This is a genomic window from Taibaiella helva, from assembly GCF_003545695.1.
GTDB classification, from domain to species: domain Bacteria; phylum Bacteroidota; class Bacteroidia; order Chitinophagales; family Chitinophagaceae; genus Taibaiella; species Taibaiella helva.
Genome location: NZ_QUZZ01000007.1, coordinates 150,924 through 167,071, shown reverse-complemented (window position 1 = coordinate 167,071; position 16,148 = coordinate 150,924). Strand labels below are relative to the sequence as shown.

Genomic DNA, 16,148 nt, shown 5'->3' with positions numbered 1-16,148 from the left:
ACCTCCGCTACAATCGCTATCTTGCCGCCTTTCCTCTTATCGATACATGAGCACGCCGCTACTACAAGTGAACGGTATCAGCAAAAACATTGCCGGCACTTTCAGTTTACAGGATATTCATTTTACCCAGCAGCAAGGACAGGCCATCGGCATTGCCGGTGCCACCGGCTCGGGTAAGAGTACCCTGCTGAAAATCATCGGCGGATTGGAAGACGCTGATGAAGGCGAAGCCTTTTTTGAGGAAGCAAAAATAAAAGGGCCCTTATACCGGCTCATTCCCGGCCAGCCCGGCATCGGCTATCTTTCCCAGCACTATGAGCTGCGCAACCATTACCGGATGGAAGAGTTGCTGACCTACGCCGACAATTTACCGGAAGGCGAAGGCCGGCGCCTGCTGGAGCTCTGCCGGGTAAGCCACTTGCTCCGGAGAAAGACCAGCCAGCTTTCCGGCGGAGAGCGGCAACGCATCGCGCTCGCCAGGCTGCTGCTTACTGGTCCGCGCTTGCTTCTGCTCGACGAGCCCTTCTCCAATCTCGACCTCATTCACAAGCAGGTGCTCAAAGAAGTGCTGGAAAACCTGGGCAGAGAAAAGGGCCTGAGCTATATCATCGCTTCTCACGACCCCTCCGACCTGCTGCCCTGGGCTCACCGGCTCATCATCATGAAAGGAGGAAAGATCATACAGCAGGGCCCACCGGAAACAATATACAACCAGCCGGAAGAAGTGTACACGGCTGCACTGCTCGGCCCTTTCAACCTGCTGCCTGCAGCGATGGCACAAACGCTATCCGTGAATACGGTACCCGAAGGACGGCAGCTTTTCCTGCGGCCGGAGCAGCTGCAGCTGGCCGGGCCCAAAGCCAAAGGATTAAAGGCTATCGTACAGGCTAGCCGGTTCAAAGGCGCCTGGCATGAAATAACGGTGAAAGCAATGGAACAGGAAGTAAAAGTGTTTTCAAAGAACCCCATGACGCCGGGAGATGCCTGCACCTTGCAGCTGGCAGTAACGGAGTATTGGTATCTCTGATCAGAACAGCTTCAGCTGCTGTACCGCATCGGCAGGTGGCTTCGCTTTACCATGCACGGTACGGCCACCATATTTCCAGCTTTCCCGCCGTTCTTCCGCTATCCAGTCGTCAAAGCGGTCGTTGGGTGCAAAATGCTGTTCCAGCGCAGCGGTCGTTTTGCTCAGGCTCTTTAAAGCCTCCTGTCGTTCCGGCTCCCCGATCTTCGCTTTGCGGATACCCGTTTCCAGCAGGGCGATCGTTTCATCGTACACTTTTTCCGGTACAGGAAAAGGGTGACCATCTTTACCGCCGTGGGCAAAGGAGAATCGCGCCGGATCCCGGAAACGCACCGGCGCCCCATGGATCACTTCGCTCACCAGGGCCAGCGATTGTAGTGTACGTGGCCCCACACCCTGCAGCAGGAGCAGCGATTCAAAATCGGCAATGCCCTGCTCATGCGCCAGGGCCAGCACTGTACCCAGTCGTTTTGTATCTACATCTTTGCTGCGCACATCATGGTGCGCCGGCATTACGAGATGGGATAATTCTTTTAATGCTTTTTCGGGCGGCTCCTGTACAAAGGCCACCATAGCAGCTTTCGCATCGGCAGCCTCCTTGTCCGTCAGGTTGAGAATGGTACCCTGGTTCAGGCCGTAAATACCTTCATGCGGCGCTTCAGTGAAAGATTGTATGGAAGGCGAATGCCAGTGATAGCGTCGGGCCAGCCGGTTGCCGGTATTCATGCCTTGCTGCACAACAGCCCATTCGCCTTCACAGGTAAGCATGAAAGAATGCAGGTAAAGCTGGAAGCCGTCCTGCACGGCTGTATTGTCGACCTTGGCCGAAAGCTTGCTGGCCTGTACCAGTCCGGCAGTATCGAGGCCGGTCTTTTCGCCAATAGCGGTCAGCTCGGCCGGTGTTTGCAGGGAATATTTGCCGCGTCCGCCGCAGACATAAATGCCCAGCTCGGCGGAACGCTTGTTGAGCGCACCTTTCAGAGCGCCCATCACAGAAGTGGTAATGCCCGAAGAATGCCAGTCCATACCCAGCACACAACCCAGCGACTGGAACCAGAACGGATCGCTCAGCCGGCCCAGCAATGCGCTGCGGCCATATTCCATCACGATCGCTTCCGATATTGCCCCGCCCAGCCTGCTCATCCTCACGGCCAGCCACTGCGGCACCCGGCCGTAATGCAGCGGCATATCTGCATATCCACTCTTCGACATCCTGCAAATTACGGATTTTGCCGGTTACCTTTGCGCATGGATTATTTCAAAAGGCTTCGCGCCTTGCTGCAGCTGGAACAGGAAGAAGACCGCCAATCATACCTGAAGCTGACCGCCACGGCCTCTGCGGCCGAACGCCGCAACAACGGCATTACCTGGTACCCCATCGCCATACGCGATACCGAGCTGGGCCGCGGCGATTACCTCACCGTCGAAGTGGAACGAACCAGCCACCAGGAGATCGGCCACCAATTGCGCAGCGGCATGCCTGCCGTGCTCTTCTCCAACCACGATCCGCAGCAAGACCGGGAGGAAGGCATCATTACCTTTCTCAACGGCAACCGCCTGAAAATAGCCCTGCGCACCGATGAGCTGCCCGACTGGAGCCGTAGCGGCAAGCTGGGCATCGACCTGCTCTTCGACGACAACAGCTACGAGGAAATGGAGCAGGCGCTGAAGCAAGCCGAAGCCCTAGCAGATAATCCTAAGGAAGGTAAGCTGGTCCAGGTATTGACCGGGAAAAGACGGCCTGTATGGCCGGAGGGAATAACCATTCCTGCCAGCGACCAGCTGAATCCTTCGCAACAGGAGGCCCTTCAGAAGATCCTCACCGCCCAGGACCTGGCCATTGTACACGGGCCGCCGGGTACCGGCAAAACGACCACGCTGGTACAGGCGATCAAAGCCTTGTATGCCCGGGAACAGAAGCAAATACTTGTCGTAGCGCCCAGCAATGCCGCTGTGGACCTGCTGAGCGAGAAGCTGGCCGACGAGGGCCTGAAAGTATTGCGGGCCGGCAATCCTGCCCGTATCTTACCCCGGCTGCTCAGCCTAACGCTCGATAGCCAGGCCGCGGAAGACAGCCGCATGAAAGATATTAAGAAGCTGAAGAAGCAAGCCAATGCCTTCCGCGACATGGCACATAAATACAAGCGACAGTTTGGCAAGGCAGAGCGCGAGCAGCGCAGAGCCTTGTTTGATGAGGCCCGTAAGATCATGAAAGACGTAGAGCAGACCGAGCAATATATCTACGATAGCCTGATCGCCCGCGCACAGGTGATCACCGCGACGCTCGTAGGCGCCAATCATTACTCGATCCGCAACCTGCGCTACCATACTGTGGTGATCGACGAAGCCGGGCAAGCCCTGGAGCCCGCCTGCTGGATACCCATACTGAAAGCAGAAAAGCTCGTGATGGCCGGCGATCATTTCCAGCTGCCGCCCACGATCAAATCCATCGAAGCCGGGCGTCAGGGCCTTAACGAAACCCTGATGGAACGCTGTGTACAGCGCTATCCCGAATCGGTGACCATGCTTGACGAGCAGTACCGCATGCATGCCAGCATTATGGGCTACTCGGCGCAGGTCTTTTACAGCGACCGGCTCAAGGCGCATGCCTCGGTTGCCGGGCACTTGCTTGATGGCGATGCACTACCCCTGGCCTTTGTCGATACTGCTGGTTGCGGCTTTGAAGAGAAAGCAGAAGGCAGCAGTCTGTCTAACCCCGAGGAAGCCGCCTTCACGCTCAAGCACCTGTCTTTGCTCGTGGAGCAGCTGCATGCTTATTACACCATCGACCGGTTCCCCGCCATTGCTGTGATCGCACCGTACCGGCAGCAGATAGCGCAATTGCGGGAGCTGCTGCCGCATCATCCGGTGCTGGCAGCACTTGGCGATAAGCTCTCCATCAATACGGTAGACAGCTTCCAGGGGCAGGAGCGCGACATTGTATACATCAGCATGACCCGCAGCAATACCGACAACCTGATCGGCTTCCTGTCCGATACGCGGCGTATGAACGTAGCCATGACCCGCGCCCGCAAGAAGCTGGTGATGATCGGCGATAGCGCCACCCTGTCCGCCCTGCCCTTCTACAGCGATCTCATTGCCTATGCCGAGCAGAACGACGCCTACCAGAGTGCCTGGGAGTTTTCGGATCTGTAATAGTCTCGGCAAAGAAGATCGGGAGTCCTCACGCCACATACTGGGCAGTTTCGTTCAGGATGACAGTGTGTTGTTTACAGGTGAAGCAGCGCCAAAGCATAAAAACGCCATTATCATGCTAAGGTCTGCGCAACAACTAAAGTATCTCTTTTACCGCTGGCGTTCCGACCGGCCCCTTGCATATCTATGGCATATCAGCGCCACCCGGGTAACCGATAAAAATACAGGCGCAAAAATCCCGCAATGAGATAATCACTCACTGCGGGTGTGCATCAAATCTAAACAGGCTTAAAATTTCGGACAGGCAAAATTGTATTTCTTCCGGGTAATTTTATTGATAATACCGTTGTAGATCACAGAGATCTCATAAGCGCCCTGGCCGCTGGTCATATTCTGTGCGCTGGAAAGCGTTACATCATAGCTGAACCCGATCTTCATCCGCGACCACTCAAACCCGATATAAGGCGCAACGGCGTCGCCATACCGGTACCAGCCACCCAGGTAAAAGATAGTATTGCGGATATACTCGCTGTGCCCGGGATTCATCACAAAACCCACAGCGCCGCCCAGCACAAGCTCTGAAGCCGGACCCTGCTTCTGGTACATGGCACTGAGGTACATAACCGTATTTTCATTCATATCAAAAGAGCCGCCCAGGTGCGCTGAATAGCGGGAGTTGACCTTCAGGGAGGTGCCGCTGTTCAGGAAGCGTTCTTCGGGACGAGTGAAATGGTAATAGGCAAAACCGCCGTATAGGGTTGCTTTCTCTGCAACACGGCCGGAGTACATGAGACCGGCATTAAAATCGGGATAGGTAAGATCGGCGTTACCGAAATTCTCGGCGGATATGGCCGCCAGAGGGGCGCCCGGCATATTGGGATTGACCTGATCACCGAAGACCAGCTTATCGAACTGGATGCTCTTCTGCACCAAGTAGCCCTGGACACCCAATGAAAGCGTATGCTGCTTATCCGCACCGAAAGCCTTATGGTAAGCGACCGACAAACCGACGGTGGTATTCTGATAGCCACCTGTGCCTGATCTGTCGTACAGACCCAGCACGCCGATGCCCAGGGCATCACCTTCGGGCAGCTTTCCCCTGAGCACAGGCAAATCGAAAGCAATGGTGCCGCTCATATAAGGTTTATCGGAAACGGTGTACCATTGCGTGCGGAAGTTGGCGGAAGCACGCCAGTCATTCTGCGTCAGTCCTGTTTGTGCAGGATTGAGCGTTAAGGGCGAAGTAAAGTATTGGGTAAAGTGAACGTCCTGGGCCCAGGATCCTAAGGAAACAGCTGCAACGGCTGCAGCGGTAAGTAATGCTTTCTTCATGGCCTTCAGTTTTAGGATTAAGAATTCCGGATATAATTGCGCATCCATTGCACACAACAAAAGAGACAGTCTAAAAAAAATATATGTTGGGTAGTTTCTAATTGACAAAAAGCCCTCCGTACGGTGCCAAGGAAAGCACCGGATAAAATGGGCATTACCTTTAGCCGTTCAGATCGCTATCGCGTTCCGACCGGCAATGAGCATTCGATAAAGAAATTCAATCGTTAAGCTGATCGGGGGTGAAGTAGACCGTTTGGCTGCGGTTGAGATCGAGCCGCTCCAGGAGCTCCTTGTCGTTGTTGGGACTAAACTGGATGTAATATTTATAGACCACACCGTAGCTGTCCGTCAGATCGCGCAGACCGCTGTGGCTGAGGCGGGAAAACTCTTCTTCGGAAATACCCAGCAACGAAGCCATTCTGCGCTCGGTGTACCTGGGAGTGTAGGAGGAATTGGCGTGCATGGTCGGTTAAATTTTGGTTGGGTCTGTAAAAATACAACCCTCAAACAGGAAATCATAGTGCCTACCCGATTTTGTCGGAATTTTAGACCTTTCTTAAGTATGCCTTTTGCACTAGGCAGCAAAGCTCCTGATCTCCGTTAACAGGACGGCAATATCGAAAGGCTTGGCGACAAAGCCGTCAGGCGCCATTCCCATCCAGCTCATCGGCTGGTCCAGGGCTGACATCATCATTACGGGCACATGACAGGTGCGCGGATCCTCCTTGATCGAGCGGCAGATATCGGCGCCGTTCTCACGACCCAACAAAATATCCAGCAGCACCAGGTCGGGCCGCTCATCGATCACCGCGTCCAGCACAGCGCTGCCGGCAGACAGCAGCTGCACGGAAAAGCCTTTCAGCTCCAGCAATTCTTTCAGCATGGCGAGAAGCGCTTCGTTATCGTCTACAACCAGTATCTTTTTCATAGCAGTGGTTATCAGTACATTTATAATACAGAATGGGCCTGTCAACGATTCATAAGCTTCTGTTATAAATGGATTGCCTTTTTACAAAAGGAAACAGCTGCCCCGTGGCCATCCGGGGCAGCTGTAAACCAAAATAAATAACCTTGCTATCAGGAATGCATTCCGTTCTTCACCGATTGGTATTGGTCTTTCACATGATCCGTCATATGATCTGCATGTTGCTGCAGCCTGTCTTTGGCAGAACGGAATCGACCTTTTACGCCATCGGCAAGTCCTTTGGTCTTATCAGCGATGAGATGACGCGTCTCTTCACCAGACTGCGGCGCAAACAACAGGCTGATTATGGCGCCCACAGCAATGCCGCCCACAAGGGCCAATGCCACCGCTGCTGTTGAAGAATGAGCGGTTTTACCTCCTAATCTGCTCGAAATGGCTTTTCTGTAGTTCATGTTGCGTTGTTTTGGATATCAACAGGGCAGCCGGGACTTTAGTTGGTCCGCTAATGTTAAAATGTGGTCATTAACCCCGTTTTTCCGCTCCCACTGTCCGTTTTAAGAGGTTACAGGTTTTCGAAATGCTGCTTGAAATTCAGGATGTCTTTTTCGATCAGCTGCTCTACTTTGCGGTTGAACAGCTGCATGACGGCATTACCGGCCATACCCATCGGCGCTATATACGAAATGACCACCTGCACTTCGGTTGCTTTTTTGCCGGCATCGGTGAATGTTACCTTTCCTGCATTCTGTATGCTGCTGTCGGCAAGAGATTGCCAGGCAATAAGCTCCCCCGGCTCTTCTTTGACGATACGGGCATCCCATTCCAGGCTGAGCAGGTTGCCGGGAACCTTTACCTTCCAGCGGGAGTTCCACTCGTCTTTTGCCGTTACTGCCTCCAGGTGGGTCATAAAGGCCGGGAGGTTTTCCAGGTTGCGCCAGTAGGCATACACTTCCTTTCGGGGACGGTTGATGAGCATGTTGACACGAATGTTCAGGTTCTTGACCGGGTTGTCGATACGGGGCTTGTCCAGCGCTTCATATACAGGACAGTTGCCGGTATAGCCGCGGTACAGCAGGTAGCCTGCCCCCAGGGCACTCAGAATGCCCACATTTTTACCCGGGCGAAAGGCTCTCGCCAGCAACAGGCCACCGGAAAACAGCGACAGCAGGCGTTCGGCAAGGGGGACATTCAACTCAAGATTTCTTTTCATACGATTTACGGGCATGATCTCTTTCGGATTTAGATTCTGAAAGGATAAACAGTAAAAATGCCGGAATGTTCTTTAAAATAAGCGCTAAGCTTTGGAAGATAGCAAGCGGGCATTATCTTTGTCGCCGCAGCAAACCACGAGATGGAAGGACAATACAGAAAAGATATTTATCCCGGACTGGAAGTCGGTATCATACTGAAGAAAGACCAGCGCAGCGGTAAGATCACCTACGGTACGGTAAAGGATCTTCTTACTTCTTCGGCCTTTCATTCGCGTGGGATTAAAGTGAGGCTTACCGATGGCCAGATCGGCCGCGTGGCCGAAATACCGGAGCAGGAACATTAAATTTATTCAAACATAGCAGCCACTCAAATTTTTCCATGGCACTTTTAGCAAAACACCTGTACGTAAAGGATTCTACGATCCCCGGCGCAGGGCAAGGACTGTTTACAGATACCTTCATTCCCAAAGGCACACGCATTATCGAATACACCGGAAAGATCACCACCTGGGAAGAAGCCGATCACCAGGAGGGGCTCAATGTGTACATCTACTTCGTAAACGATGATCATGTGATTGATGCCGCCCGCCGCAAAAAGTCACTGGCGCGCTATGCCAACGATGCCCGCGGCATGAAGAAGATCAAGGGCATCAACAACAATTCGGAATATGTGGAAGAAGAGAACCGGGTATTCATCGATGCGACACGCAATATTGAAGCAGGCGCTGAGATCCTTGTCAGCTATGGTAAGGAGTACTGGGATGTGCTGAAGAAGAATTATGCCGATGCTGCCGCCGGCCGCTAGGCTACTGCTGCCCGAATTTTTTCACCTCAATCTTACGCTGCTTTACTTTTAGCCGGAAGCTCAGCCCGTCCACGATCTGCCCCGGCTTTACGCTGATGGGCTGCGCGGCAGCAATGCCTTCCGGCAATACTTCTATCTGCGCAGGCAGGTTGCTTATGGTCAGCGTGTAAGTCCCGGCGGGTACATAGAGCCTATAGCGGCCGGCATCGTCGGTGCGGGTTTCGAATGTTTTGCCCTCGCTGTTGGCTGCCGTTACCGTTTGCCCGGCCAGCTCGCGCTGTGTCGCATAGCTGAGCAGCTCGTCAAACTCGAAGCGGATGCTGCCCGATAAGGTCCCGGTCTGCTGTAACGGAATGTCGAGACGAGCCGTCTCTTTATCTTGCAGCACAATCAGCTGATCGACGCCATACCATCCCTTCTGTGTAGGAAAATAAACCTTGTAAGTACCCGGCGGCAGCTTGCTGTAGCTGATCCGGCCCTCTCCTGAGGTAGCCAGCAGCACCTTCCCGAATGAAGTCAGGTAGCCTGTAGCTGCCGTATCGCCGGCATCGTAGCGGCCGTTGGCATTGTTGTCGTGGAAGACAAACAGTTCTATTGAACCTCTGCGGTTAATGGTTTCTTTGTCCGATTGCGGCAACAGCTGGGTAAGGCCGAACTGCACATTACGATAGGAGGAGGAGGAAGCAAAAGTATTGTACTGCAGCATCGCGAACAGCCGCGTGCTGCGCAGCCCGAAATCGATACCGGCCGTATACAGTACGCTGCTCACGTAAAAATCCTTATAATAAGTAAGTCCTGCGTCGACCCTCAGCTTACGATCGAAGAAGCTGTAGCTGAGTGAAGGCGACAGGTTCAGGCGCAGGTCGTTCTGTCCTCCGTTCTGCTCCTGGAAGGCTTCAGCCAGGTAAAAGCTTCCTTTCTGGATATTGCCGGTAAACCGGAAAAAACGATAGCTATAGGAAAGATTGCCCCGGAATTGCCAGCGCTCGCCGGGCATGAAATTGAGCTTGTATTGCCCGGCATCGATGCGGAACATCAGGTGCTGCTTCGATCGCGTACCGGCATAGCTGCCGCCCAGGCTAAGCCTGCCGGCTTTCATTTCACCCCCGATCGGGTTAGGGCCCAGGTACCAGTTGCCTTGCTCCTGGTAATATTGCGCTGCCAGCGACAGGTTGAAGTTACCCAAAGAATGTGCCACATTAAATTCGGCGGTTGTGCCGCTGTTGCTGTTGCGGAACCCGATGCCGCTACTTTGAAAATAACGGGGGTTCAGATCGTTGTACATGAAACCCGCACCCAGCGTATAATCGCCGAGCCTCAGGCTCAGCCGTTCGTTGAAGGACAGGTTGCCCCGGCGCGTTCCGGGATAATAGCCGGAGGCATAGAGGTTGTCGCTGCTTACCGAAAGATTTTTGGTGAGGTTACCATTCAGGCTGACGCCGACCGACAACGATTGCTTGCTTTCGCGGTCTTCTCCGGAAGTCGTGCTGTTGGCTATGCCCGCTTTAGCTGCGGCAAATAGGAGATCGCTCAATTGCCAGGTAGCATCGTTGACCAGGAGCACGCTTTTGGCCTTTGTGTACTTATCCTCGTCATAAGTGACCATGGTATTGTTGCGCACGGCGCCCCGCTCGCGCTGAAAGCCGGCCCAGGCGGCCCTGCCGAAGCTGGAAGAGCCGTTGTTGTTATCGATGAGGTTGAAGGATTTATCCAGGTAGCCGGCATACAATTTATCCCGGCGCAGGGAGTCGGTATAATAATAGGCTTCGGCGCCACGACCGTTGTAGCTCATTTCTCCATTCTGGATCACGTTCCCTACCCTCACACCGAGCCGCCGGTATGCAAAGCCCAGCCAGGTATCGTTGAGCAGAAAAGGCATCGCCGGGTTTTTCCACTTGTACAGGTTGAGGCTGAAGGCCACATTACCCTCACTGATCGCATAATCGCCCCGCGCCTGCAGGAAGTAGGATTCATTCTCGGTAAAGGTGTTCTGTGTGCCCAGCGTTACAAAGTTGGCGCCGCGATCGCCGTAGCTGCTCAGCCGTTTGCTGCCGAAGGTCTTTTTGCTTTTAATGCTTTGTACGGAAGCCGATGAAATGCTGAAATAATCGCCGCCGGGATAAACACCATAAAGCGAAAGGTCCATGTATTCCAGGTTGACCATATCCCGGCTCACCTTACGGGAAAAGTAGAGGATGGTATCGTGAAAAGGCGGCACGATCACCTTTACCGATTTGTTCGTCTCATCATGCAGCTCGGGCGGATAGGCCAGCACTACATTGACTTCCTGGGCGATATTGCCACGGTTGCTCAGCAGCACCGGCACCTGCAGCACCCGACCTGCAGCAGGCAGCTGCAGGTCGGTCTGTGGCAGCGAGGCCCGCATCAGGCGGCTGCCTGCCAAACGCAGTTGTGCAGTAGCCTCACCCAGCTTGGTACGCCTTTCGTCGAACAGCTGCGCGCTGTAAGGTATATTACCGGCCAGGGTGGTAGCGCCGATGTATACTTTAGCGGATACATAAAGACTCTTTCCGGCCTCGACGACGATGGGCACATCCTGGCGGGTAGCGATACGCGCACCTTTGCCGCAGTAAAGATGCAGCATGCCTCTAAAGGGCGAGGCGCCCTTATTGTCGATGGCGATGGTCACATCTTTCAGCTCTTCGTTGCGTACCTCCTGTGCGCTGTCGGCAAGCCGCAGGCTTACGTTCAGCCCGTTCTGCGCATATCCCCGCACGGCAAAGCCGCCGAGCAATACGAGCACGAGCAGCACAGGCAGCCGGTAAATACAGGATAAACGCATCAGGTTAGCGGAAGAAGCGGTTAAAGCGGGTTCATGATAAAGGTGATCTGCGTCTCATAGCTGCCTTCAGCCACGTTCAGGAAAGCATCCTGGTTGGCATTGGCCTTGGTGCTGTAGTTGAGGTTGTAATTATTGACCACACCGGCCGATCCGTTATTCAGGATCAGGGTACGGGCGGTGGTCGACAGGCTTACCGGCGTATAGCTGCTCACAACCGAGGTATTGTATGGCGAAGCGGTAAGCCTGATCTCGGATACAGGGATTGCGGAAGCAGCGCCCCCTTTGGTAAAATAATCGGATAAAGTTTGTACGGTCACCTGGTATTTGCCATCGCTGGAGGAGACCTGCAGGCTGTTGTTCAGGGTATTTTCAACGCCCGTTGCATAGCTGCCGGCATCCTGTCCGAAGCTGAGCGTAACATTGCTGCCGCCATTCTGCAGCTGGATGCTGTTGGTGATCTGCGGTGTGCTGCTCTGGGGCAGATGCATCCAGGGCGGCCACAGCCCGATCTGGTGGTTGTAGTCCATCTGGCTCACCAGGTTGCCGGAAGCATTGTACAGGCGGAAGCGCATGACGAGAATATAATTGTCGCGGTGCAGCGACAGCAATTGCCGGCTGCCGCTGAGGATAAGGTCGTAGGATAAGGCAAAATAATCGCTGGCCACCATCTTATAATTCGACTTTTCGACCAGCGTGATCTCCGATGCGGAAAGTGGGATGGCAGAAGATACGGCGCCGATCTCGTTTACCGAATTCGCATTGCTCCAGGAATTCTGGGAAGCGCCGGGATTGAACTTAATGGAAAAATACTGGATCGGCCAATTGGGGCCCGGGCCGAATTGTGCCACATCGCCACTGCTGGTTTGCTGTGCGGCGAAGTAGGCGGTGAGCGGCTGAACGGTCAGCTTCCAGTTGGGGGTCGACGAACTGCCGCCATTGAACTGCACCCGCATATTATTGCTGAAAGCTGTTCCCCTCACCAGCAGCGCCGTATCGCCGATGGTCAGGTAGCTTTGCCCACCGGCCTGTATGGTCTGCGCCCGGAGGCCCGCTGCAGCGCCGGCCACCAGCAACAGGCTACAGAACAGCCCTTTAAAAAAAGAAAGATGCAAGCTCATATGGATCAATAATTAAACTCAAGTTCAGCCAGCTTCAGCGCTTCATTGTCGCCGAAGTTGACGATAGCGGTGGCTGTGTATTTCCCTTTATCGATCCCTTCCGGCAAGGCATTTTCAAAGAGTCTCTTATCGCCGGGAAGGGAATAGAATTCCTGGGCCGGTATCTGGTACTTTTTACCGGTTTCTTTATTCAGCAGGTCGTAGTGGATGGTACCGTTCAGCCATGCCGTCCCTGTATTGTCGACATAAAGCTTCAAGGCGCCGATTTTATCGCCATCCTTCTTCGTGGTAAAATTGGTGATCTCCATATCCGCTTTGCCGTCGGCCAGGTCGGTATAATAGATCTTGATACCCATGCGCACCGTTACCTTAATGGCAGCACCGTTCTGCGCCGTACCATCGCCGGGATTGAGCTGCGTGAGGTATAGCATGGCCGTGCGCACCGGGATACTTTTATCGGCAGCCATACCTTCGACGGAAATGCTCAGCTCCTTGCTCTCACCGGGCGCCAGGGTAAAATAAGAGCCGGGCAGCACCTTTACATGGCTGGCACAGGAGGTAGGGATCGAACCGGCATCGTAAGATATGTTGTTGCCCAGCGAATCATAGTTCCAGTCGTTCAGCGCCACCCCGATCTCGAGGGCTTTATCTTTGTTGGGATTGCTTACCGTAACCTTCTGCTCTTGCCTGGCTCCGGGTTTAAAGTATAGCCGCGTAGGCGATGCGGTAATGCCTGCCTGGGCTTGTGCATTGTAAGCTGCGCTCCACAACAGGATCACTGCGGCGAGCTTTCGGAAAACGGTATTGCTCATAATTCGGGCGGACAACGATAGCAGATAGCACCCGGTTGCCCTGGTTTAAGGAATGGATAAATGAGAAGCGTTCCTGCCGGATTCGTTTGCTATTCGGCTTCGATCGTATAGACCACCGTAGCGCTGTAAGTACCATTGTCCAGCATCGCGTAGCCTTCGCCGGAAGCATGATACAGCACATCGAATGAAGTCGCTATAGTGCCGTGTGTAGGTGACTTAATGATCGTACGCGCTTCACGGGGCGACAAGCTGACTTTGTTTGCAGTAGTCATTCCGGGCACCTGGGTGATCCCTCCTGTAGCCACGGGCGTAACTGCTATGGTTGAAGCCGGTATAACATGACCGCCGGGGCGTACCAGGTCGCTTTGTGCGCTTACTTTTACCACAAAACGGCCGGAGCTGAATACGTTGAGATGATTCCGTTCATTAATATCAACCCCATCCCTGAAATCCTCTTTCTGGGAAAAATGGAGATCCACCTGGCCCTGCGACTGGTTAACAGTAAGACTTTGTACCTGCGACAGGACTACATTCAAACGCACAGAGCCATTCTGAACCTGGGCAAACATTAAATGGGGCAGTGCAAAGAATACAAAGCTTACCATACAAAGTAAAAATCTTTTCATCTTTTAAGCAGGATTGGATGGTTTGGTATTGCCGGAAACCGCGATGGGCCCGTCATACACTAAAACTAACCATTCAAATGCAAAAAAAGATGGGATTGACCGATTATTTTTCTGTTTCAGCCGTCACTGCCGTTAAGACAACCAGCGGCCGAGATCCCCACCCGCTCATGCTCATCTATAAACAAATGAAAATAAAGCATACTATCGGAAAAGGACGATTCTTACAGGACGCTAAAACCTGTAAGAACCGGATATCCTGGATGGTATCATGAAAGAGCCTGATGGCGCATGATTTATTAAAGATCGGTAATGGTGTACACTACAGTGGCGGTAAAGGTACCGGTAGCAAGGCTGGCAACATCGGCAAAGTTGGCCAGGGTATAGGTTACATCGTACTTGGTTCCTGAAGTACCTGAGTTACCGTTGGAAGCAGTAGCAGGCGTAGCGATCAGGGTGTTGGCCGTATTGATCAGGTTCTGGCCTGTAGTGCTGAAAGTAGCGTTGGGTGCGGTAGAACCGGTAGTGATCTGGCGGGGGTTGGAAACAGCAAGGTAGATATTGCCTGCGGGGATGGAAGTAATACCGGTGGCGTTGTTGTTGGTGTTCTTCAGGGAAGTAACGTTGCCGGCCAGGGATACTTTTACTTTATAAGGACCGCTGGAAATAACATCGATAGTGCTTTTCACATCACCGGCTACACCTGTAGCGCCCGCAGCCGCAGTGAACTTCTGGGCATCATCCAGATTAATATTAACGGTAGAGCCGGAAGAAACGGTGATTGATTTTACATTACTTACCAGTACATTCAAAGTTGCATTGGCAGAAGAAGAAGGGCCTTGAGCGAAAGAAGCAACAGATCCGAAAGCGATAACAGCGGCAGCCAGAATGATTTTTTTCATTTTTTCTTAATTTTTAATGGTTTGATTTAAAATTGGTTTGGTAGATTACTTTGTTTGTTGTTGTTTGTTTGATAATGCAAAGATGCACCCGTTTCTACCCTTACCTGTAATCATTTTACCACCAAAAAAGGTGAAAAAGAGGAAAGTTTATCACCAAACTGGCTAGTTATCCGTTTTATTGATATTTACGGCTTTTTGGTGAAATAAAAAAGTTAAAAAATGGCTTTTTAGATTACCATTTTAATAAAAAAAAGTGACCTGATTGTAAAATCTCTGCCTTGGAAATGAAGGTATAGAACGGACCAGCAGGAAAAACGGGCCGTTCCGATCAGGGAACAGCCCGTTTTAATATAAAGTGGCGTAAAGCCATCTATGCGATCAGCCGGATGGCTTCCGGTTTCTTATCAGGCAACATTATCCTGCCGGCCCAGGCCGCCAATACAATGTTCAATACGGAAGTTCTTAGGCGAGATGCCGGTATGTTGCTGAAAGAATTTGACAAAGTTGGTGGGTTCCGTAAACCCAAGCGCGAAGCTGATCTCCTTTATCGACATCGGCTCAAACAACAGCGCGCGTTTCGCCTCCCGGAGCAGCTTTTCCTGCATGATCGCTTTGGGCGACCAGCCGACGCCTTTCTTGCAGATCTGGGCCAGCTGATCCTGGGTAATGTTCATCTTATCGGCATAGAACTGCAAAGAGCTCTGCTCTTTAAAATGAGTATTGAGCAGCTGCACAAACTGCACCACCTGGCTTTTCGCCAGCGGCTCTTTAATATCCAGCATACTGTTTTCCTGCTCCAGCTGCAGCTTATGCATATACAGGATTACACCCAGCAGGATATTGTGCAGGAAGTCGAACTTCAGCAGGGGATCGCTGCCGAGGCGATACTCCCATCCGAACATCGACAGCTGCGATTGTATATAATTGCTGCCGGTATCGTTACCTGCCAGCTGGAAGCAGGTACGACGGTTGGGACCAAAGATGGTTTTGTAAAGCAGCTGTTCGTAGAGATGCGTACGGCAGAGAAATTCTTCGGTAAAGAGGATCACGACACCTTGCACATACAATGTATTCTCAAGGTGCAGGTAGGCAAAAGGATTGACCAGGATCAATGTTCCCGCCTGTAACGGTACATATTCATTATCCACAAAGCAATGACCTTTACCTTGTTTGATGCTGATAAGCGTGTACACCCAACGGGACTCGGTAAGCCTGCGGGCTTCGGACCCGAACAATGCGGTATAGCGGTCTAAAGTCTGGAACCGGACAAGATGATCGGGCTCCAGCACTGGTGCTGGTTTTTGCATGTTGCTGATGCGAAATATGGTTATGAACAGATTGGTTGGTTTACGCCAAAGCCCTACCCTGGCGCAGTTTTCAAAATTATAAAGAAATGCAATACCACCGGCTGTGCCTTCATTTTTCTTTATGAATTTT

Annotated in this window: 16 protein-coding genes; 4 read left to right on the top strand and 12 right to left on the bottom strand. The window is 52.7% G+C overall.

Annotated elements, in window-relative coordinates:
• The first annotated feature begins 46 nt into the window (after positions 1–46).
• Positions 47–1,027, top strand: coding sequence for an ABC transporter ATP-binding protein (locus DZC79_RS12705; RefSeq protein WP_118951968.1), 981 nt, complete (start codon positions 47–49; stop codon positions 1,025–1,027).
• Here DZC79_RS12705 and DZC79_RS12700 read toward each other — a convergent pair whose 3' ends face one another.
• Complete coding sequence (locus DZC79_RS12700) at positions 1,028–2,236, bottom strand: DUF763 domain-containing protein (protein ID WP_118951967.1); 1,209 nt, start codon at positions 2,234–2,236, stop codon at positions 1,028–1,030.
• A gap of 36 nt (positions 2,237–2,272) precedes the next feature.
• Here DZC79_RS12700 and DZC79_RS12695 point away from each other — a divergent pair, with 36 nt between their 5' ends.
• On the top strand, positions 2,273–4,180 hold the full coding sequence (locus tag DZC79_RS12695; protein WP_118951966.1) for an AAA domain-containing protein: 1,908 nt from the start codon (positions 2,273–2,275) through the stop codon (positions 4,178–4,180).
• 288 nt (positions 4,181–4,468) lie between these two features.
• On the opposite strand, the gene DZC79_RS12690 is transcribed toward DZC79_RS12695, so the two are convergent.
• The 5 genes from DZC79_RS12690 to DZC79_RS12670 form a co-directional block, all read right to left on the bottom strand.
• Positions 4,469–5,512, bottom strand: a complete 1,044-nt coding sequence (locus DZC79_RS12690) for a PorP/SprF family type IX secretion system membrane protein (protein WP_157977108.1) — start codon at positions 5,510–5,512, stop codon at positions 4,469–4,471.
• Between the two features lie 217 nt (positions 5,513–5,729).
• The gene (locus DZC79_RS12685; RefSeq protein ID WP_118951964.1) at positions 5,730–5,975 is read right to left on the bottom strand and encodes a hypothetical protein; all 246 of its coding nucleotides are present in this window, start codon (positions 5,973–5,975) and stop codon (positions 5,730–5,732) included.
• 111 nt (positions 5,976–6,086) lie between these two features.
• Positions 6,087–6,440 carry a response regulator transcription factor gene (locus tag DZC79_RS12680; RefSeq protein ID WP_118951963.1) on the bottom strand — a complete coding sequence of 118 codons (354 nt, stop codon included), beginning with the start codon at positions 6,438–6,440 and terminating at the stop codon, positions 6,087–6,089.
• Positions 6,441–6,589: 149 nt separating this feature from the next.
• A complete protein-coding gene (locus DZC79_RS12675) occupies positions 6,590–6,889 on the bottom strand; it encodes a YtxH domain-containing protein (RefSeq protein ID WP_118951962.1) in 300 nt (99 codons plus the stop codon).
• A gap of 110 nt (positions 6,890–6,999) precedes the next feature.
• Positions 7,000–7,647 carry an SRPBCC family protein gene (locus tag DZC79_RS12670; protein ID WP_198666872.1) on the bottom strand — a complete coding sequence of 216 codons (648 nt, stop codon included), beginning with the start codon at positions 7,645–7,647 and terminating at the stop codon, positions 7,000–7,002.
• A 141-nt stretch (positions 7,648–7,788) separates the two neighbouring features.
• On the opposite strand from DZC79_RS12670, the gene DZC79_RS12665 reads away from it, so the two are divergent.
• Together DZC79_RS12665 and DZC79_RS12660 are read left to right on the top strand one after the other, a co-directional pair.
• The gene (locus DZC79_RS12665) at positions 7,789–7,992 is read left to right on the top strand and encodes a YwbE family protein (RefSeq protein WP_118951960.1); all 204 of its coding nucleotides are present in this window, start codon (positions 7,789–7,791) and stop codon (positions 7,990–7,992) included.
• Between the two features lie 35 nt (positions 7,993–8,027).
• On the top strand, positions 8,028–8,453 hold the full coding sequence (locus DZC79_RS12660) for an SET domain-containing protein (protein WP_118951959.1): 426 nt from the start codon (positions 8,028–8,030) through the stop codon (positions 8,451–8,453).
• Position 8,454: 1 nt separating this feature from the next.
• On the opposite strand, the gene DZC79_RS12655 is transcribed toward DZC79_RS12660, so the two are convergent.
• From DZC79_RS12655 to DZC79_RS12625, 6 genes are all read right to left on the bottom strand, one after another.
• On the bottom strand, positions 8,455–11,256 hold the full coding sequence (locus DZC79_RS12655) for a hypothetical protein (RefSeq protein WP_118951958.1): 2,802 nt from the start codon (positions 11,254–11,256) through the stop codon (positions 8,455–8,457).
• 20 nt (positions 11,257–11,276) lie between these two features.
• Complete coding sequence (locus tag DZC79_RS12650; RefSeq protein ID WP_118951957.1) at positions 11,277–12,374, bottom strand: hypothetical protein; 1,098 nt, start codon at positions 12,372–12,374, stop codon at positions 11,277–11,279.
• A 5-nt stretch (positions 12,375–12,379) separates the two neighbouring features.
• Complete coding sequence (locus DZC79_RS12645; RefSeq protein WP_118951956.1) at positions 12,380–13,186, bottom strand: fimbrial biogenesis chaperone; 807 nt, start codon at positions 13,184–13,186, stop codon at positions 12,380–12,382.
• Between the two features lie 89 nt (positions 13,187–13,275).
• Positions 13,276–13,812, bottom strand: coding sequence for a hypothetical protein (locus tag DZC79_RS12640; RefSeq protein ID WP_157977107.1), 537 nt, complete (start codon positions 13,810–13,812; stop codon positions 13,276–13,278).
• A gap of 296 nt (positions 13,813–14,108) precedes the next feature.
• Positions 14,109–14,711, bottom strand: a complete 603-nt coding sequence (locus DZC79_RS12630) for a hypothetical protein (RefSeq protein ID WP_118951953.1) — start codon at positions 14,709–14,711, stop codon at positions 14,109–14,111.
• Positions 14,712–15,115: 404 nt separating this feature from the next.
• The gene (locus DZC79_RS12625) at positions 15,116–16,018 is read right to left on the bottom strand and encodes a helix-turn-helix domain-containing protein (RefSeq protein ID WP_118951952.1); all 903 of its coding nucleotides are present in this window, start codon (positions 16,016–16,018) and stop codon (positions 15,116–15,118) included.
• Between the last annotated feature and the right edge of the window lie 130 nt (positions 16,019–16,148).